Origin of the sequence: Gordonia lacunae (assembly GCF_002149015.1) — a bacterium.
Lineage (GTDB): Bacteria > Actinomycetota > Actinomycetes > Mycobacteriales > Mycobacteriaceae > Gordonia > Gordonia lacunae.
In genome coordinates, this window is record NZ_NGFO01000023.1 from 1 (window position 1) to 18,810 (window position 18,810).

Here is an 18,810-nt window from a genome sequence, read left to right on the forward strand (position 1 = left end):
ATACGACAACGCGATGGCTGAGGCGTTCAACTCGCTGTTCAAAGCCGAATGCATCCGTAACCCCGTGATGCGCCCGCGAGGCGGCTGGGCAGGTGTGGGCGAGGTCGAGATCGCCGTCGCTGAGTACGTCGAATGGTTCAACCACCGCCGCCTGCACGGCGAGATCGGACACGTCCCACCCGTCGAGTACGAGAGCGCCTACTGGTCGACCCACACCGTCACCAGCTACCGTGAGAACCCGGTCCCCGCAAACGCTGGAACCAACTAACCGAGCCTCCAGCAAACCCGGGGCGATTCAGAAGGCGTACGACACCACACCGTCGACGATGTGGTTCTCGGTCAGTGCGTGATGCAGTTGGACCGCCGCAATACTCACCGCCACCACGAACACGAGGTCGAAGAAGAGCTCGAGAGTGCTGGCGGTCCGGCCCGGTTCGGCCGGGTCCCGCGGGCGCATGCTGCTCAGGTGAAAGCGTGTGGACATCGTTGCCAACCCCCCGATCGGTCGATCCTGGTGCACGAGATCATCCCACCGGGTCGGAACGACCCGTGGTCCGGGACATCCAAACACGTGCGCCCCGTCGAGGCGCGTTGATCAACGAGGTGTTGTGCCGGCACACATGCTCGTTGTGGACACAGCCTGGTCGATGAGCACCGCACGCTGTCTTCGCCCGGTGTTCCCGCCGCACGCCGTGTGACCTCGGCGATCAGCGCAGGTGACGGGCGGGATCGTCCCGTCGTGGCACAGTGAAGACGTGTTGCTGCCCACCCTGACCCCCACCGCGCCGGACGACCCTGCCGTGATCCGCGTCGGCGACGACGAGTTGTCGCGCGAAGACCTCGTCGGGGCGGCGACCGCGGTGGCCGAACGGATCGCCGGCGCACGCACCGTCGCAGTCCTGGCCACGCCGACGGTGGAGACGGTGCTCGCGGTGGTCGGCGCGCTGATCGCCGGAGTCCCGGTCGTCCCTGTTCCGCCCGACTCTGGTCCTCGCGAATTCGAGCACATCCTCGCCGATTCCGGCGCCCAGGCCTGGCTCGGGCAGGCACCGGCCGACCCGACGCTGCCGGTCGTCCCGGTCCGGCGGTACGCGAAGTCGTGGCATCGACACCCCGAACCGCACGCCGACTCGACGGCGCTGATCCTCTACACGTCCGGTACGACCGGGCTCCCCAAGGGTGTGCCGATCACCCGGCAGAGCATCGCCGAAGGGCTCGATGCGCTCGCCGACGCCTGGCTGTGGACCGCCGACGACACTCTGGCGCACGGCCTTCCGCTGTTCCACGTCCACGGGCTGATCCTGGGGGTCCTCGGCCCGCTGCGGCGTGGTGGGCGACTGATCCACACCGTCACGCCGACCGCCGACGCCTACGCCGCCGCCGCGGGTTCCGGCGCAAGCATGCTCTTCGGGGTACCGACGGTCTGGAACCGAGTCGCCGCTGAACCCGCTGCTGCACACACACTCTCGGCAGCGCGCGTTCTCGTCTCGGGCAGCGCCCCGCTGCCCGTTCCGGTCTTCGACCGTATCCGCGAACTCACCGGACACCAGATCGTCGAGCGCTACGGCATGACCGAGACGCTGATCACCGTCAGTACCCGCGTCGACGGGGAACGCCGGCCCGGGTGGGTCGGATCGCCTCTCGCCGGCGTGGAGACCCGCCTGGTGGAGAACGGCGAGCCGCTCCCGCATGACGGCGAGAGCGTCGGCGATCTCCACGTCCGAGGACCGATGATGGCGTCGGGGTACCTGAATCGTCCGGATGCCACCGCCGAATCATGGCTTCCCGACGGATTTTTCGCGACCGGAGACGTCGCCGTCATCGGCGCGGACGGGATGCACCGGATCGTCGGCCGACGCGCGACCGACCTCATCAAGTCCGGCGGGTTCCGGATCGGGGCGGGCGAGATCGAGACCGTCCTACTCGCCCACCCGGCGGTCCGGGAGGTGGCCGTGATCGGCGTGCCCGACGACTATCTGGGCCAGCGCATCGTCGCGTACGTCGTCGGCGACGAGGTGGCGGACACCGAGCTCATCGAGTTCGTCGCCGGCGAGTTGTCGAATCACAAACGGCCGCGCGAGATCCGGTTCGTCGAATCCCTCCCGCGCAATGCCATGGGCAAGGTGCAGAAGAAGCTGCTGGGTTGAGGGTAGGGCATCTCTGACAACCGCCCGGCATCGTTCAGTTGGCCCACGACCGTTCGGCCATCCACGCGGTGATGGTCGCGACCGCCTCCGTCAGGTGCGGGATCTGGTCGCGCCCCGAGTAGTAGTGCGTTGCACCGACGATCGTGTGGAGCGTCTTGTCGGGATGGCCGACCGCGGCGAACAACCGGTGCGTGTGACTGGGCGTGCAGGCGTTGTCGGCGGAGTTGCCGATGACCAGTGTCGGAACCGCGAGATCGGCCGCGCACCGTGGCCCGTCACCGTTCGCGTCGTCGAAGCTCCACTGCGACAACCAACTACGCAGAGTGGTGAACCGGGCAAGTCCGACCGGCCCCATGTTGACGATCCGGGGATCGCCGAGGTAACAACCGGGCTTGCGGTCGCTGGGGTCGACGGTGGGATCCAGCCATCGCGGGTCGGCCATCGTTCCGTGCACGATGAAACCGCGCTCCATCAGCGGTTCACCGCGCCGGTGCAGATCGTCGAGCCGTTCCTTGACCCAGGCAGTGATCCGCCTGTTCCGGTCGATCTGCGCCGCGCGATACCGGTCGAGGAACTCCGCCGAGTACGGCGGCTGGTTGGGATTCGCCGGGTTGTAGAGGTCCAGTTCCGGATCGCGCCGGTCCGGATCGGACTCGTCGAGGATCGACGGGTCCATCCACTCGGTCAGTGTCCCGTGTCGCGACACGTGCGCGGCGAGCAGCATCATGCCGTCCGCGGCCGGCAGGTCGAGAGCCGTCAGATCCGGGGGCTCGCCGGCAGGGGTCGCGGTGACCGTCGCGTGTTGTGCCTGCTGCTGGTAGTACAGCGACAGGGCGCCGCCCCCACTCCAGCCGGCGAGGATCACCTTCTCGTAGCCCAGACGGTCTCGCGCATCCTTCACGCAGGCGCCGAGATCCTGAACGACCTTCTCCATGATCAGCGCACTGTCGACACCGCGATACCGGCTGTTGCAGTAGATGACATGGTGACCGGCGCGCGCGAGCGCATTGGTCATCGGCAGGTACGCGCCACCTCCGATCGGGTGCATGAAGACGATGACGTTCTTCGACGGCACTCCCCTGGGCCGTAGCAGGTAGCTCTCGAGGACCACGCTCTCCGTCACCCCGCCGTAGGTGTCCTGATAGGCCGAGAGATCGTCGAAGACAACGAGATAGGGAATACGGTCGTATTCGTGCCGGGTCGGGTCGGCGGCGGTGCTCATATGCGCGACCCGTCCTCGGTCTCCGCGGCGTCGGGAAGGCCCGAGTCGAGCATCGCCGGTGCGGCGATGAGTCGACGACGGGTGTCGATCGAGATCACCTGCCATTCCACCCGATCGAACTCGTCGAACTTGCGACGGGAGCGCTCCCGCGCCCGTTCCGGGATACCGTGGTGCATGCCCTGGGGTGCGTGGGAGATCAACCCCGGCGGCATGCCGATGCCGAACATGCTGCCGCCGTGGAAAAATGCGATCTCGTCGAAGTCGGTGTTGCGGTGGTACCAGGGCAGGCGTTCGGCGCCCTTCCGGGCCTCGGCCGGCCGCGGCAGGAAGTTCATCACGTACACACCGGTCGCCTGCATGAACAGGTGGACCGTCGGCGGCAGGTGCACGGTCTCGGAGGTGATGACGTCGTAGTCCTCGATGTTGAAGGAGAACGGGAAATTGTCTCCGCGCCAGCCCTCTACGTCGAGCGGGTGGAAGGGGTAGAAGAGCGAGGTCTGCCCGTCACGCTGCCGGAAACGCACCTCGTACTCGTCTCGGCCGTCGCTGTTGAAGGCCTCGGCCTCGGGAACGACGACGAGCGATGAATCGAAGGGAAAGAATCTGCCGAGGACTCCTGGCTCGGGAACCCGGAACTCGTCGACCGCTTCGATGATGAGCAGCAACGACGGGCCATCGGGTACCTGACGATAGGTGCATCCCTTCGGTATGTACACGTAATCGCCTGGGCGATAGGGCAACCGGCCGAACTCGGTCTCGAAGTAGCCGGCCCCCTCGTGGACGAAGACGAGCTCGTCGCCGTCGACCGGACGAAACCAGAACGGAGCGTCCTGATTTCGGCGACTCAGCGAGATTCGGCAGTCCTCGTTGTGGAACATCAGGAGCGGTTCACCCGCCGGGTCGGTCTGATCGGTGGGTGTGAGGTCGGTGACGATCCGGTCGACTCCGGTATGGGTGCCGACCGCCCGGAACCGAGTCGGGTCATTGCGTCGGTACAGGTGCGCCGTGCGCCCGGTGAATCCATACCGTCCGAGCTCATCGTCTTTCAGGTCGTCGACATCTCGGTGCACCTGCCGAGGCGTGCGCCCCTTGCGGTGCTGGATGAACGATTCCATGCCGAACTCCTGTCTCTGCGATTTTCTGATGCTAGATTCAGTTTCAGGAGATGACAAGGGTCACACTTCGTCGCGATCCGCGTGCCGCAACCGCCCGACCACGTGGTTCGATGAGGAACCGGTGCGTGGAAGGAGCTCACGGTGCCGCCGACCAACAAGGGACGCCAGACCGAGGCCGCATTTCTCGACGCGGCGCGTCGGACGTTCGCCGAGAAGGGCTACCTGAACACCAAGATCGCCGACATCTCCGCGGCCGCGGGACGCTCGACGGGATCGTTCTACAACTACTACGACAGCAAGGATCGCCTGCTCGAAGCCCTCCTCGACCAGTTCTCCGAGGAAGTGGTCGAGCAATCGCTCGCGACCCGGCACACCGACCCGGAGGCGAGCGTCCGCGCGGCGGTGACGGCGTACTGGACGACCTACAAGAAGTACCTGCCCGAGATCATCGGGCTGTTCCAGATGTCGATGCTCGACGACGACTTCCGCGCCCGATGGCACGCCAACCGCGTGTCCGGCGTCAAACAGGTGCTGTCCGGATTGCACGGCGCCGAACGCGCGGGCTACGCGGTCGGACTCCCGCTCGAGCCGCTGGCGTCCGCGCTGGTCGCGACTCTCGAATCCACGTGCTGGACCTGGCTGGCGGTCCGCGGCGACGAAACCGGTCCCGTCCCCGACGACGACACCGCCATCGACATCCTCACCGCCATCTGGTACCGGACCGTGTTCGCCGCCGGCCCCGTCACCCCTGCTCCCTGAGGAGCGCCCGGAGCTTGCGGAGGGCGCGTCACGAAGGGTCTGGCGACCGAGGTTGCGAAACCCTTCGTGACGCTCGCAAGCTCGCTCCTCAGGGAGCAGGTGAGACGCTCGCAAGCTCGCTCCTCAGGGAGCGGGGGTGACGCTCGCAAGCTCGCTCCTCAGGGAGCGGGTGTGACGCTCGCAAGCCCGCTCCTCAGGGAGCAGGGGTGGGACGACAGTCACCGGGCTGGCACGGGCCCGCTTGCCCTCCCATGGCGCGCCGACGACGATGGGACGCATGCCCATCGAGGTCCGTCCCGCGGTGAACTTCGACGACATCGCGACGATGGTCGGTCCGAAGAAGCCGACGTCGAACGTCTGCTGGTGTCTGAGCTACCGCATTCCCGGCACCCAGAACCAGCAGCTGGTCCGCGAGCAGCGTGGCGAGTTCGTCAAAGAGCTGTGCGACAGCGGTATTCCGCTGGGCGTGCTCGCGTACGACGACGCGGGCGAGGTGGTCGGCTGGGCAGCCGTCTCGCCGCGCGCGGACACCACCTTCGCACGGAACCGGAAGATTCCCCACGTGGACGACCTGCCGGTGTGGTCGGTCTGGTGCATTCGCGTCCGTCCCGGTCATCGCAAACAGGGAATCTCGCACGCGCTGCTGGCCGGGGCCGTCGACTACGCGCGGTCGAACGGCGCCCCGGCGATCGAGGGCTACCCCGTCGACAACAAGGGCGCCAGGGTCGATCTGACGATGGCGTACGTCGGGACCCGCGGCCTGTTCGAGAAGGCGGGCTTCGTCCGAGCCGCCGACACCTCGTCGGTCCTCGCCGGGTTCCCGCGCGTGCTCATGCGGCTCTCGCTGGACTGATCGACTGCCCCAGTCAGATCAGTTCCGCCAGTTCGGCGGTGGGAACGTGGATCCAGCCCTCGCGCGCGGCGACCGGCCGGTCGGCGGCGTCGGGTCGCGTGGTCCGGCCGAGCTGGGCGGCACGCGCGATCAACGCAGTGATCACGGCGTCGAACGCGTCGTCGTCGCGGGCCATCGTCTCGGCGTGATCACCGAGATCGAGCCATGGTGCAGCCGCCTGCAGGGCGAGCACCAGTTCGGCGAGAACCGGGACGTTGGCGCGGCGCTTGTATCCCCGTGAGATCAGTCCCCAACGCTTGAGTGCTCCCGCGGGATACGCCTCGACCGCCCACCCGTCGACGCGGTCGTCGACACCCAGGTCCGCGAGTAGACCGGCACAACGGAACGCGACATGCGCGATCTGGTCGGCCGACACACTGAGTGGGCGACCGGCACCGTCGTCGACGATCCGCAGATCCGTGCGACGCAACGCAAGTGGCCGACGGCGAGCGATGTCGTCGAGCCCGCGCCCCACCGGCAACCGGTTGCGGTGGTGCGCGACGACGAAGTCGACGAACTCGTCGGGCCAGCCGAAGGGGGAGTCGATCCCGACCCGGGTCGCCCCTGTCGCGAGGCGCCGGATGGCGGCGTCGTCCGCGGCGACGACGAGTCCGGTCAGCACCGCCCGATCGGGAAGCCAATCCACGGTTGCGACAGCAGTTTTCGCCGGCGATGCGGACAGGTCGACGCCGACCGTCCGCATCACCGCGATCCCTGCGCCGGGTCGACTCAGAAGTTGCCCTCGAGGAACTCGGCATAGGCCGGCAGGTCGAGCTGTCCATGACCCGACAACCCGATCACGACGACCTCTTCCTTGTCGCTGTCGGCGACGTGCGCGGCGCAGGCCGCGATCGCATGCGTCGACTCCGGAGCCGGGACGATGCCCTGGGTCCGGGCGAACTGCACGCCCGCGGAGAACGCGTCGTGCTGGGAGATGGCGACGCCCTGCACCAGACCGAGCTCCACCGTGTGACTCAACGCCGGCGCCATACCGTGGTAGCGCAGGCCACCGGCGTGGATCGGGTCGGGCACGAAATCCATTCCGAGCGTGTGCATCTTGAGCAGCGGGGTGAGCCCGGCGACGTCGCCGTGATCGTAGCGGTACTCCCCCTGCGTGATCGACGGGCAGGCGGCGGGCTCGGCGGCGACGACCCGCGGATCCGAGCGCCCGTGCAGCTTTTCCCGCAGGAACGGGAACGACAATCCAGCGAGATTCGAACCGCCTCCGGCGCAACCGAACACGACGTCGGCACCACCGGGCTCCACCGCATTCAGCTGATCCACGGCTTCCTGCCCGATGACACTCTGATGCAGGACGACGTGATTGAGCACGCTGCCCAGCGCGTACCGGGTGTCGGGATTCGAGGCAGCGACCTCCACGGCCTCACTGACCGCCATGCCGAGGCTCCCGGTCGTGTTCGGATCCTTGGCGAGCATCGCGCGGCCCGACTCGGTCAGCTCCGACGGACTCGGGTGAACGGTGCCACCGTAGGTGCGGATCAGGAACCCGCGGTAGGGCTTCGAGCTGTAGGAGGCGCGGACCTGCCACACCTCGACATCGATGCCGAACTGCGCACCCGCGAACGCCAGGGCGCTGCCCCACTGACCGGCCCCGGTTTCCGTGGTCAGTTTGGTCACGCCGTCGAGGCTGTTGTAATACGCCTGCGCCACAGCCGAGTTGGTCTTGTGGCTGCCGACCGGGCTCACGCCCTCGTACTTCACGTAGATTCGCGCCTTGGTGTTCAGCGCCTCTTCGAAACGACGCGCGCGGATCAGCGGCGCCGGCCGCCACATGCGGTAGATCTCGCGCACCGGTTCGGGGATCTCGACATAGGGCTCGGTGGAGACCTCCTGCGCGATGAGCCCGCTCGGGAACAACGCGGCGAGGTCGTCCGGACCGACCGGCTCCTTGGTGCCGGGATGCAGATGCGGCGGGATCGGGGAGTCGAGCTCGGCCGCGAGGTTGTACCAATGCGTCGGGACGTCCACCGTGATCAGATCCGGATTCCCGGCGCCGGTGACATTCGGCCCGCTCGCTCCGCTCCCGGCGCCGGTGACTCTCGGCCCGCTCGCTCCGCTCCCGGCGCCGGTGACATTCGGCCCGCTCGCTTCGCTCCCGGCGCCGGTTTCAACATGCGTTGTCATGGGTCATCACTCTAATCCTCGCGCCCGCGCCGGCGACCGGCGCCGAACAATCCGATCGCCTCACGCCCCCGGAAGCCGATACTCCTGCCTGGGCCGGCCCGTGGTGCCGTACTGCAGGGACATCCTGAGACGCCCGGCGGCGACGAGATTCGCGAGGTGTCGGCGCGCGGTCGGTGGCGCGATGCCGATCTCGCGGGACACGTCGTCGGCGAACAACGGCGTACCGGCGTCGAACAGAGCCAGGATGCGCTGTTCGGTCGACGAACCACCTTCCGCGCGGTCCGCGGCACGCGTACCGAAGCGCAGTGCCGAGAGTGCGGAGTCGACCGCGTGCTGGTCGACGTTCTCGCCCGCCAGCACCCGCCGGTATTGGGCGTAACCGGCCAACCGGCGCGCGAGGTCGGCGTCGTCGAAGGGTTTGATCAGATACGCGAGCGCACCGGCGCGCATCGCGGTGCGGACCGCCGATGCGTCGGTCTCGGCGCCGACGATGAAGCAGTCGCAGTCGAGTTCGGCGACCAGGTCGATGCCCGAGCCGTCGGGCAGGTACACATCCAGGAGCGCGAGATCGATGTCGGGGTGCTCGGCGACCGCCTGCCGGGCGGCCCCGATGCTCCCCGCTCGGGCGCGGACGGTGAACCCCCGCACCGCATCGACGATCGTCGAGTGCAATGCGGCGACCCGGAAGTCGTCGTCGACGATCAGGACGCCGAGGTCATCGGTCATGGGAGGCCTCCCGGCTTGTCGGTGTCGCTCAATGCATCGATGCTGCCGAACTCGTCGGGACTCCCGAATTCCTCGGCACCGTCCGTCGGCGCGAGGACGCCCGGAAGTCGCGCTACGAACACGGCCCCGCGCGGTTCCTCGTCATCGTCGTGCGCCGTCCCACCCGCGTCGGCGACCCATACGTCACCACCGATCCGACGCGCGATCTGACGGGCCAGGGCGAGTCCCATCCCGCGGCCGCCGGGAACGAGCGCGCCCGACTTGGTCGTGGCGCCCTCGGCGAAGACGTCGTCGGGATCGTCGAAGGCGATGCCGGGCCCGGAGTCCCCGACGGTGACCAGGATGGTGTCGCCGTCGGCGATCACCTCGACCTCGACGGTTCCCGTGCCCGCACCGGACCCGACCACGTCGACCGAACCGGCAGCATCGATGGCGTTGTCGACGAGGTTGCCGAGCACGGTGGTGACGACGACTGGCTCGGTGAGGACACCCTGCAGCCAGGTCTGGTCACCCAGCCGCAGCGTGACCCGGCGCTCGCGGGCCTGGGCCGCCTTCGCGTCGAGGAAGGCGTGCAGATGTGGTTCGCGCACGTTGTCGAGCCCGGCGAGCAGCGGCCCTCCCGGTCCGGTGCCGGTGACCTCGTCCAGGTAGGCGAGCGCTTCGTCGGCATGTCCATGCCGGAGGAGACCGGCGAGTACGTGCATCCGGTTGGCCGTCTCGTGGCGCTGCGCGCGCAGGGCGGTGCTCATCGATCGGATCGAGTCAACCTCGCGGCTGAGTGCCTCGACGTCGGTGCGGTCGATCACCGACAGGACGATGCCGAGGTCGCGTCCGTCGGCGCGCACCCGATGGGAGCTCACCAGGACGACCCGTTCGCCGACGCTCGCGGCGAGTGGCTCGTCGGTCGGCGTGGCCAGGACGGCGGCCACCCGCGGGGTGAGGCCGAGCTCGGCGGCGGGGGTCCCGACGGGCGCGTCGATATCGAGTAGTCCCCGCGCCCTGTCGTTGACGACGCGCACGATGCCGTCGGCGTCGACGGCGAGCACGCCGTCGGCCAGCGAATGCAGTACCGCGCCCTGCTCCCGCACGAGTCCGGCCAGTTCGTCGGGCTCCAGTCCGAGGGTGAGCCGGCGCCAGCGGCGGGCCAGCAGCACCGAACCCACCGCGCCGATGCCCAGTGCCGCGAGCGCGAGGAGCGAGGTCGCGAGGATGTCGCTGCGGGTCTCGGAACCCACCCGTTCGGTGGAGACGCCGACGCTGATGAACCCCACGACCCTGCCGTCCGCGCTCAGGACCGGGACCTTCGCGCGCACCGACTCCCCGAGCGTGCCCCAGTCGGTGTTGACGTCGTCCGACCCGGACAGCACCTTCGACGAATCGGTGGAGACGGTCTTGCCCAGCTTCGACGCCTCTGGGTGAGCGAGACGGATGCCGCGATCGTTGCCGATGACGACGAACAGGGCCCCGGTCCGTGCCCGCACCGCGGCGGCATGACGCTGGAGGGGGCCGTCGAGCAGGTCGGCCACATCCACCTGGGCGCCGGGATGGGCGGCCACCTCGCTGCGGACCTCGGCGTCGGCGGCGACCGACTGGGCGATCGCCAGCGCGCGCTGCGCGTACTCGTCCTGCACTCGATCGTCGGCTCCGGCGATCACGAGACCGAACCCGACCACGAGGCTGACCGCTATCACCGCCAGCTGCAGGAGCAGCACCTGCGTCCGCAAACGCATGACGTCAGCCTAGACACACCACTGGTGGTGTGTCGTCGACCGTGGCGGGCGCGCCGATGCGGCGATCCCGCCCCCGCCCCCTGAGGAGGCCCGGAGCTTGCGGAGGGCCGTCACGAAGGGTTCCGACACTTGCGCTCCTCGCCCCCGGCCATCGATGCCGGTTCAGAACGGGACGGCCCCGACCAGGACACCGACAGCCAGCATCACGAGGGAGACGACAGTGGCGCGCCACAGCACCTTCTTGTGGTGGTCGGCGAGGGTCACCCCGGCCAGCGCGACCAGCAGCAGGATCGCCGGGACGAGGGGGCTCTGCATGTGGACGGTCTGACCCGTGATCGATGCGCGAGCCATCTCCGTCGGGTCGATGCCGTAGCGGGTCGCGGTCTCGGACAGCACCGGCAGCACCCCGTAGTAGAAGGCGTCGTTGCTCATCAGGAAGGTGAGCGGGATCGACAGCACACCGATCACGATCGCCATGTGGGGGCCCATCCAGTCGGGGATGCCGTCGGCGAGCCAATGTGCGATGGCGTCGACCATTCCGGTGCCGTTGAAGACGCCGGTGAGCACGGCGGCGGCGAGGACCATGGCGACGACCGACACGATGCTGGAGCTGTGCCGGGTGATGGCCTCCTGCTGCTGCTTGATGTGCGGGAAGTTGATGGCCAGGGCGATGCCGGCGAAGATCATGAACAGTACCGGGATGGCGACGATGTCGGCGCCGAGGATGGCCAGCAGGGCGACAGTGAGGCCGGCATTCACCCAGAAGAGCTTGGGACGCAGGGTTTCCCGGTTGGGGTCGAGGACGCCCGAGAAGGATGCGTCGCGGTCGTCGTCATCCGGGTTCGCGGCGGGGCGGCCGAGGTCGTGGTCGCCGGTGGGCGCGTCGTCGACACCGGTCGATCCGGTGCCCGCCGAGCCCGAACCGCGGACCCGACGACCCCTGGGCGGCAACCCGGTTCCGCCACCGGCGGCGACCAGCACCTCTTCCTTGGGGGCGAGCAGCGAGTCCCTGATCTCCAGCTTGCCGATTCGACGACGTTCGAGCACGCCGAGGTGATAGGCGAAGAGCAGCACGACGACGAGGGCAGCCGCCAGCGCGGGGATCATCGGGACGAAGACATCGTTGGTGTCGATGTTCAGCGCACTCGCGGCGCGGGCGGTGGGACCGCCCCACGGCAGGATGTTCATCGTGCCGTTGGTCAGTCCGGCGACGACGGTGAGCACGACCGGGCTGACACCGAGCTTCAGATAGAGCGGCAGCAGTGCGGCCGTCGTGATGATGAAGGTCGTCGAACCGTCACCGTCGAGGGACACGACACCGGCGAGTACCGCGGTGCCGACCACCAGCCGTGCCGGGTCGTCGTGCACGGCGCGGACCACCGCTCGGACCACCGGGTCGAAGAGCCCGACGTCGATCATGATGCCGAAGAAGATGATCGCGAAGAACAGCATCGCCGCCGTCGGGGCGAGGTCCTTGATCCCATCGGTGATCATGTCGCTGATGTCGAGACCGGCACCGGCGAAGAGGCCGAATGCGACGGGGACGAGGATCAGCGCCACCACGGGCGTTGCCCGCTTGGTGATGATCAGCACCATGAAGGTGGCGACCATCCCGAGGCCGAGTGCTACCAACATTGTCTTGCTCGATTCTGAGGCGGTTGTGAGGACGACCACAACGGTGGTCACATCAGAAGTGTTGGCGTAACCGGCATCACAGTCACGCTTGAGCGCATAAGTATCGTTTTGCGCTTTTCGCGCACCCCGCCCGGCCGCCGCGCGATCCATGGCGAGAGGGGTGGAGGCGGCGCGCATTCCCACACGAATCCCTAGTCGGGCAGCATCGGTGCGTCGTCGCCGTGGTTGCGTCCGATGAGGACCGCGCGGGTGACCGAGTCGCGCCCGAACCGGTCCTTCAACACATCCATCGTCGCGTCGAGCTTCGCTCCGGTGGCTGTCGGCCCGCTCGCTTCCCTCCCGGCGCCGGGATGATCGGTGTCGAAGGGCAGGGTGAGCTGGATGCTGTCGTGGTCGTCCAGGTTGGTCAGCGACAGGCCGACGAGGGTGCAACCCCGTTCGCGGATGATCGGCATCGCGTCGGCGAGGAGTCCGCGTGCCGACGCCATGAGGAAGTCGGTCCGGTCGGTCGACTCCCGCAGCGTGCGGGACCGAGTGGCCCGGGTGAAGTCGTCGAAGCGCAACCGCAGCACCACCGTCCGGCACACCCGCTCGGCCGTTCGGAGTCGCTTGCCCAGCCGCTCGACGATCGCGGTGATCGTCGCCTCGAGATCGGCCTCGGATGTCGGGCGCCGACCGAGCGCGCGTTGCGATCCGATCGAACTGCGCCGCCTGCCGGTCTCGACCCGGCGCGGATCCTGGGCGAGCGACAGGGCGAACAGGTGCCGTCCGGCCCCGGAACCGACGATGCCGCGCAACGACCGCTCCCCCAGCTCGGCCAGTTGACCCACGGTCTCGACCCCTGCCTCGTGCAGCTTGGCCTCGGTGACCGGGCCGACTCCCCAGAGCCGGCGGACCGGGAGCGGGTGCAGGAAGGCGAGCTCGGTTCCGGGTTCGACGATCAGCAGGCCGTCGGGTTTGCCCACGGCACTGGCCACCTTGGCGAGGAACTTGCTCCGCGCACCGCCGACCGTGATGGGCAAGCCGACCTCGTCGCGGACGCGCCGGCGGATCGTCGCAGCGACGTCATGCGGCGTACCGCTGATCCGCCCGAGACCCCCGACGTCGAGGAAGGCCTCGTCGACCGAGATCCCCTCCACCACCGGAGTCGTGTCGTGGAAGATGTCGAAGACCTCACGACTGGCCTCCATATAGGCCTCGAAACGCGGCGGCACGACGATCGCGTCGGGACAGAGGGCACGCGCCTCGTGGCCGGGCATCGGCGACCGCACACCCCGGGCCTTGGCCTCATAGCTCGCCGCGAGGACGACACCGCCGCCCACGAGGACGGGCCGACCGCGCAGCGAAGGGTCGTCCCGCTGCTCGACCGAGGCGTAGAACGAGTCGAGATCGGCATGCAGGATCGACGGATCCCGTCGCTCCCGCCGGTCGATGCGCATAGAACATATGTTCGCATGCGGTTGCGACAATGACCAGCACATCAGAAGCGAGCGATGCGCGGGCTACGTATCCATCGGCCGGGTGGGATCGCTGATGCCCGCCAGCCGGCGCACCGCGGCCAGCCCCTCGGCACTGCCGGGCCAGTGTCGCTGTAGCGCTGCCGGTCCGGCCCGGCGGACAACCGAGCGCAGTGCCAGCGCCACGATGATCGCGTCGTCGGCGTAGCCCAGGACGGGAATGAAGTCGGGAATCAGGTCGATGGGCAGCACGAGGTAGACCAGGAGCAGCACCAACCGGACGCGTACGCCGCGGGGTAGTTCCGCGTCAGCGGCCAGGCGTCGCAGTAGGACGACGGTGTCGGGCAGCAATCGGAGGACGTCTGCGACCCGGAGATCGGCTGGCCGAGCGACGAGGAGAACGGCCACCAGGATCGACCACAGCACCAGCACTCCGCATGCCACAGAGATCGCGATGGGAACGAGGTGCTCCATCGGTGCCGATCCGTTCTGTCGGGAAGTGAGACGTCCACCACTTTATCGGGAACCGTTGTCATCAGGTCTACGCTGAGTCCATGCCAGGACCGAGCATCGCCGACATCTTCGACTCGACCAGTCCCGAGTTCGACCTGGTGACCCCCCTCGTCTGGGGCCCGGCAGGCGAGACCCTTGTTGCGCGAGCGCAGGTTTCGCTGGGCGATCGCGTTCTCGACATCTGTTCCGGAACGGGTGCGAGCGCACTGGCGGCCGCTCGCGTCGTCGGTCCCGACGGACACGTCACGGCCGTCGACTTCGCTGCAGATCTCATCGATCGCGGACGAACCAGCGCTTACGCGGCGGGACTGCGCAACATCGACTTCCGCGTCGGCGACGTGACGGCACTGTCCGGACACGACCAGGGCGAGTACGACGTCCTCACCTGTGGATTCGGCGTGTTCTTTCTACCGGACATGGACAACTCGGTGCGGAATCTGTTGCCGCTTCTGCGTCCGGGCGGTCGCCTCGCGGTCGCCGTCTGGCACGACGACGCCCTCTACGACTTCACCAGCGCGTACTTCGCCGAGGTCGCCCGCGTGACGAACACCCCGCCACCACCGGGCCCGCGTGCTCCGTCCGACGGACCGCCTCACCCCATCACCCGCATCGATACGGTCGACAAGATTGTCGGCTGGCTCGAAACGCTTGGCGCGGTGGATGCGTCGGCGTCGATCCTCGATCTACGTGTACCGCGGACCGATGAGTTCTCGTGGTCGATGGTCCTCGGCAGCGGGCTGCGTGGCGCGTTGTCGGGCATGGACGCCGACACCGTCGAAGACGTGCGAACCGGTTTCCTCCAGCGACTGTCCGACGAGGGCATCACCGAGGTCGACTGCGACACACTGATCGCCGTCGCCGCGAGACCCGCCGAGTGAACCCCGGGATATCCGGCGCTACACCGCATATGGCGCGCCGTTCGCCAAGGACGCCCGCGGGTCAGGGGAAGCGGATCAGTCCTGGGACATCCGACGGGGCGGTCCAACCATCCCGGGCGAAGTCCGCCCAGATCTGCCGCAACCGGCCACCGTCGCGGTCCGCCCGATCGGCGTCGTGGCCCGCCAGGATCGGGGCACCGTCCCAGATCTCCGGGTTTCCGAACAGCAATGGGATGTCGACCGTGTGCACCGAACGCAGGGGGTGATCGGCTGCGCCCCAGTCGATGACGTATTGGGCGGCCTTGCCGCCGGCCCGTCGGTGGCGCCGTGCGAACCGATCGGCCGCCGACGTGTAGATGGCACCGGTGAGTTGCCGGACGAGGCACTCGTACAGACGGGTACCGACCACCGGTACCGCGGGGAGCGACGACACGCCGCCGATGGCCGCGGTGAAGAACCCGGCCTCGCGGCTGTTCCAGCCGATCAAGAGCTCGACCTCCGGGGCGCGCTGCTCCCAGACGGCGTCCACCTCGCTCTCCGGCGGCAGCGGATCATGACCGTATTGGGGCCCGAAGGACATGAACGCGGGAAGGCCATGTTGCAGAACCGCTTTGAGACCCATCATTGATTCCTGGACGGCGAGGACCTCGTCGACGGTCGCCGACTCCGACACCTGATGCGAGGCGGCGAACATGTCGGCGTGCAACCGCTCGCGCCGTCGGGTTATCCCGAGCGGTGCGCTCTGCACGATGGCGCGCCGGAAGAGCCCCGGCACGCCGTCGGCAGCCATCAGCTGCGCGATCGCGTCGCCGCCGGCCGATTCGCCGAAGACGGTCACGGCGCCGGGGTCGCCGCCGAACGACGCGATGTTCCGCTGCACCCAGCGGAGGGCCTCGATCATGTCGAGCAAGCCGAGATTCGCCGGCCGTTCGACGCCGTCGCCGAGGAACCCGAACAATCCCAGTCGGTAGGTCACCGACACGACGATGACCCGCTGCTCGGCGACCAGCGCCGCCGGATCGTGACACGGCGCGTCGGCGGCGCCGATGATGTACGACCCGCCGTGGATCCAGACCATCACCGGGAGCATCTCGTCCGGGCGGCGGTCGGCCGGCGCGGTGACCGACACATACTGCGCGTGCTCGTCGCCGACCATCTCCCCGAGCGCGGCGTCGCCGAAGGTGTCGTGGACGATTCCCTCGCCGTCGCGCTGCGGGCAGGCCGGAGACCACGACGTCGCATCGATCGGTTCGTCCGCGGGCGGTTGCGGCGACGGGGCCTCGAAGCGCGCTGCGTGCGCGTAGCGGATACCGGTGGCGCGCAGGACGTCTCCGTCCACGCGAGCGATGATCGTACCCGCGGGACACTCCACGGTCGGACCGGTCAGCGGCAGGTCAGGCACAGTGGGACTCCTCGGTGCGATGTGAGGGTGAGTCGACCTGATAGCGGATGAGTCGAGAACTGTTGAGCACCACCGCTACCGATGACGCATTGTGCAACACCGCGGCCAGCACCGGTGACAGGGCGCCGCCGGCGCCGATCAGCAGACCCAGCGCATTGACGGCGATCGACATGCCGTAGTTCTGCCGGATCACCTCAACCGTGTGCGAGCCCAGGTCCCGGATGTCGAGCAGCTTGCGCAGATCGTCTCCGGCCAATGCGACATCGGCGGTTTCGACCGCGACGTCGGTGCCTGCCAGACCCATGGCGATGCCGATGTCCGCGGCGGCCAGCGCGGGCGCGTCGTTGACGCCGTCACCCACCACGGCGACCACGTGACCGGCGGCCTGCAGTTCTCGCACCACGGCGAGCTTGTCGTCGGGCGTGACCTCGGCGGCCCATCGGTCGATGCCGAGTTCGGCGGCGATCGTCGCCGCGGTGACCGGGTGGTCGCCGGTGAGCATGGCGATCTCGGTGACGCCGTCGGCGCGCAGCGCGTCGAGCACCTCCCGCGCCTCGGGACGCAGCTCGTCGGACAGACTCACCAAGCCGACCAGTGCACCGTCGACGGCCAGCAGCAGCGGGGTCTCGCTAGCCGTCCGCAACCGGTCCACCCACTCGATGGCGTCCTCGGAGATCGCGACGCCGTGCCGGTCGAGGAGTGACGGGTTGCCGAGCAGGAGCACGCGGCCGTCATCGGCGCGGGTGCGCATACCGAGTCCGACGATGACCTCGCACTCGGCGTGCGTCGGGATCTCGATGCGGCGTTCCTCGGTGGAGCGGATGACCGCCTCGGCGAGCGGATGGCGCGAATGGATCTCGGAACTGGCGGCATACGCGAGGATCTGTTCGGGCTGCCAGGCGTCGGAGAAGGACACCACGTTCGTCACGACCGGGCGTCCGACGGTCAGCGTGCCCGTCTTGTCGAACACCACCGCCGAGATCCGCCCCGAGATCTCGAGATGCGACCCGCCCTTGATCAGGATGCCGCGTCGGGCGCCGTTGCCGATGGCCCCGCTGATCGCGGTCGGTGTGGACAGACCCACCGCACACGGGCACGCGATGAGCAACATCGTCATCGCCCGACGCAGATCGCGCGTCGCCAGCAACGTCAGCGCCGACAACGCGAACGACGCGGGCACGAACCGGCGCGAGAAGTTCTCCCCGACCGTCTGGATGGGTGCGCGGTCGCGCTGGGCCTCCTCGACGCGACCGATGATGCGACCGATGGACGTGTCGTCCCCGACGGCGTCGGCCTCGATCACGATCCGCCCGGTGAGCACCACCGACCCGGCCTGCACTCGATCACCGACGTGCTTGGTCACCGGCAGGTTCTCGCCGGTCAGCGCGGACTGGTCGACCACCGCCTCACCGCCGACGACGACTCCGTCGACCGCGACGGCGACCTGCTCGTGCACGATCACCGCGTCCCCGACATGCAGTGCGTCGATCGCCACCTGCACCTCGGTACCGTCGGCGAGCCTGACCCATGCGGTGTCCTGGGTGCCGCGCAAGAGGTCTGCGATGGCGCGGCGGGTGCGACGCAGCGTGAGGTCTTGCAGGAACTCGCCGATGTTGAGCAGCCACAGCACGGTGAGCGCGACCACGTTCTCCCGCAGCAGCAGGCTGGCGATCGTGGCCGCCGAGACCAGCGCGTCGGTCCCGGCCCGTCCGCCGCGTAACGATCGCAGCGCACCCCGGAGGAACGGATAGCCGGAGAAGATGGTGACACCGGTGGCGACGGTGCGCGATGCCGGCCCGAGCAGCGGCGGACGGCGGAAGCCGTACCGGCGGAAACCCAGCAGGACCAGCGCTCCGGCGCCGATGCCCATCCGCAGCAGGTCGGCATTGGTCACATCGGCCGAGTGCGGTGCCCGATCGGGGAGGTTGGTGGGGTCGGCCCGGGTGGCCGCGGCGATCGCGTGCTCGACGGCACCCCGGTCGGTGTCCGCGCGGAACCACACGACGACCGACGCCGTCCGCGGATAGGCGTGTACGGCGCGCACACCCGCCACCCGGGCGACGCTCTCCTCGATGGCTACAGCACGCCGATCGGCAACAGCGCGGTTCGAAACCCGCAGCCACGGAACCGTCATGCGGACCCGGCCCGCCGCCGACGACCGGACCACGATGTCGGTCGGGGGCAGCTCC

Annotated in this window: 16 protein-coding genes and 1 pseudogene; 5 read left to right on the forward strand and 12 right to left on the reverse strand. The window is 68.6% G+C overall.

The window, feature by feature from the left end:
* On the forward strand, positions 1-268 hold a 268-nt coding region (locus CA982_RS18170), incomplete at its 5' end, for an IS3 family transposase (protein ID WP_244176355.1).
* A gap of 33 nt (positions 269-301) precedes the next feature.
* Here the strand turns inward: CA982_RS18170 and CA982_RS18175 are convergent.
* A pseudogene (locus CA982_RS18175) lies at positions 302-484 on the reverse strand (low temperature requirement protein A); the annotation flags it as partial.
* Positions 485-755: 271 nt separating this feature from the next.
* On the opposite strand from CA982_RS18175, the gene CA982_RS18180 reads away from it, so the two are divergent.
* Positions 756-2,147, forward strand: a complete 1,392-nt coding sequence (locus tag CA982_RS18180; protein WP_086536673.1) for an acyl-CoA synthetase — start codon at positions 756-758, stop codon at positions 2,145-2,147.
* Between the two features lie 34 nt (positions 2,148-2,181).
* Here the strand turns inward: CA982_RS18180 and CA982_RS18185 are convergent, their stop codons facing one another.
* Together CA982_RS18185 and CA982_RS18190 are read right to left on the reverse strand one after the other, a co-directional pair.
* A complete protein-coding gene (locus tag CA982_RS18185; RefSeq protein ID WP_086536674.1) occupies positions 2,182-3,369 on the reverse strand; it encodes an alpha/beta hydrolase in 1,188 nt (395 codons plus the stop codon).
* On the reverse strand, positions 3,366-4,484 hold the full coding sequence (locus CA982_RS18190) for a homogentisate 1,2-dioxygenase (protein WP_086536675.1): 1,119 nt from the start codon (positions 4,482-4,484) through the stop codon (positions 3,366-3,368). Before CA982_RS18190 ends, CA982_RS18185 begins: the two co-directional genes overlap by 4 nt.
* 141 nt (positions 4,485-4,625) lie before the next feature.
* Between CA982_RS18190 and CA982_RS18195 the strand changes: the two genes are divergently transcribed.
* Positions 4,626-5,243 (forward strand): TetR/AcrR family transcriptional regulator, encoded by a 618-nt coding sequence (locus tag CA982_RS18195; protein WP_086536676.1) that lies wholly within the window; start codon positions 4,626-4,628, stop codon positions 5,241-5,243.
* A 277-nt stretch (positions 5,244-5,520) separates the two neighbouring features.
* The gene (locus CA982_RS18200; protein WP_086536677.1) at positions 5,521-6,096 is read left to right on the forward strand and encodes a GNAT family N-acetyltransferase; all 576 of its coding nucleotides are present in this window, start codon (positions 5,521-5,523) and stop codon (positions 6,094-6,096) included.
* A 13-nt stretch (positions 6,097-6,109) separates the two neighbouring features.
* On the opposite strand, the gene CA982_RS18205 is transcribed toward CA982_RS18200, so the two are convergent.
* The 7 genes from CA982_RS18205 to CA982_RS18240 form a co-directional block, all read right to left on the reverse strand.
* Positions 6,110-6,838 carry a DUF429 domain-containing protein gene (locus CA982_RS18205; RefSeq protein ID WP_208617992.1) on the reverse strand — a complete coding sequence of 243 codons (729 nt, stop codon included), beginning with the start codon at positions 6,836-6,838 and terminating at the stop codon, positions 6,110-6,112.
* A gap of 26 nt (positions 6,839-6,864) precedes the next feature.
* Positions 6,865-8,124, reverse strand: coding sequence for a TrpB-like pyridoxal phosphate-dependent enzyme (locus CA982_RS18210; protein ID WP_086536679.1), 1,260 nt, complete (start codon positions 8,122-8,124; stop codon positions 6,865-6,867).
* 216 nt (positions 8,125-8,340) lie between these two features.
* On the reverse strand, positions 8,341-9,006 hold the full coding sequence (locus tag CA982_RS18220) for a response regulator (RefSeq protein WP_086536681.1): 666 nt from the start codon (positions 9,004-9,006) through the stop codon (positions 8,341-8,343).
* A complete protein-coding gene (locus tag CA982_RS18225) occupies positions 9,003-10,736 on the reverse strand; it encodes a sensor histidine kinase (RefSeq protein ID WP_086536682.1) in 1,734 nt (577 codons plus the stop codon). The genes CA982_RS18220 and CA982_RS18225 overlap by 4 nt, the downstream gene beginning before the upstream one ends.
* A gap of 162 nt (positions 10,737-10,898) precedes the next feature.
* A complete protein-coding gene (locus tag CA982_RS18230; RefSeq protein ID WP_244176365.1) occupies positions 10,899-12,371 on the reverse strand; it encodes a CitMHS family transporter in 1,473 nt (490 codons plus the stop codon).
* A gap of 191 nt (positions 12,372-12,562) precedes the next feature.
* Positions 12,563-13,810 carry a DNA polymerase IV gene (dinB, locus tag CA982_RS18235; RefSeq protein ID WP_086536684.1) on the reverse strand — a complete coding sequence of 416 codons (1,248 nt, stop codon included), beginning with the start codon at positions 13,808-13,810 and terminating at the stop codon, positions 12,563-12,565.
* A gap of 63 nt (positions 13,811-13,873) precedes the next feature.
* The gene (locus CA982_RS18240) at positions 13,874-14,302 is read right to left on the reverse strand and encodes a YkvA family protein (RefSeq protein WP_086536685.1); all 429 of its coding nucleotides are present in this window, start codon (positions 14,300-14,302) and stop codon (positions 13,874-13,876) included.
* 80 nt (positions 14,303-14,382) lie between these two features.
* On the opposite strand from CA982_RS18240, the gene CA982_RS18245 reads away from it, so the two are divergent.
* Positions 14,383-15,219 carry a class I SAM-dependent methyltransferase gene (locus CA982_RS18245; protein WP_086536686.1) on the forward strand — a complete coding sequence of 279 codons (837 nt, stop codon included), beginning with the start codon at positions 14,383-14,385 and terminating at the stop codon, positions 15,217-15,219.
* Positions 15,220-15,280: 61 nt separating this feature from the next.
* On the opposite strand, the gene CA982_RS18250 is transcribed toward CA982_RS18245, so the two are convergent.
* Together CA982_RS18250 and CA982_RS18255 are read right to left on the reverse strand one after the other, a co-directional pair.
* Complete coding sequence (locus CA982_RS18250; RefSeq protein WP_086536687.1) at positions 15,281-16,621, reverse strand: carboxylesterase family protein; 1,341 nt, start codon at positions 16,619-16,621, stop codon at positions 15,281-15,283.
* A complete protein-coding gene (locus tag CA982_RS18255; RefSeq protein WP_144066058.1) occupies positions 16,614-18,755 on the reverse strand; it encodes a heavy metal translocating P-type ATPase in 2,142 nt (713 codons plus the stop codon). The genes CA982_RS18250 and CA982_RS18255 overlap by 8 nt, the downstream gene beginning before the upstream one ends.
* Positions 18,756-18,810: the final 55 nt, after the last annotated feature.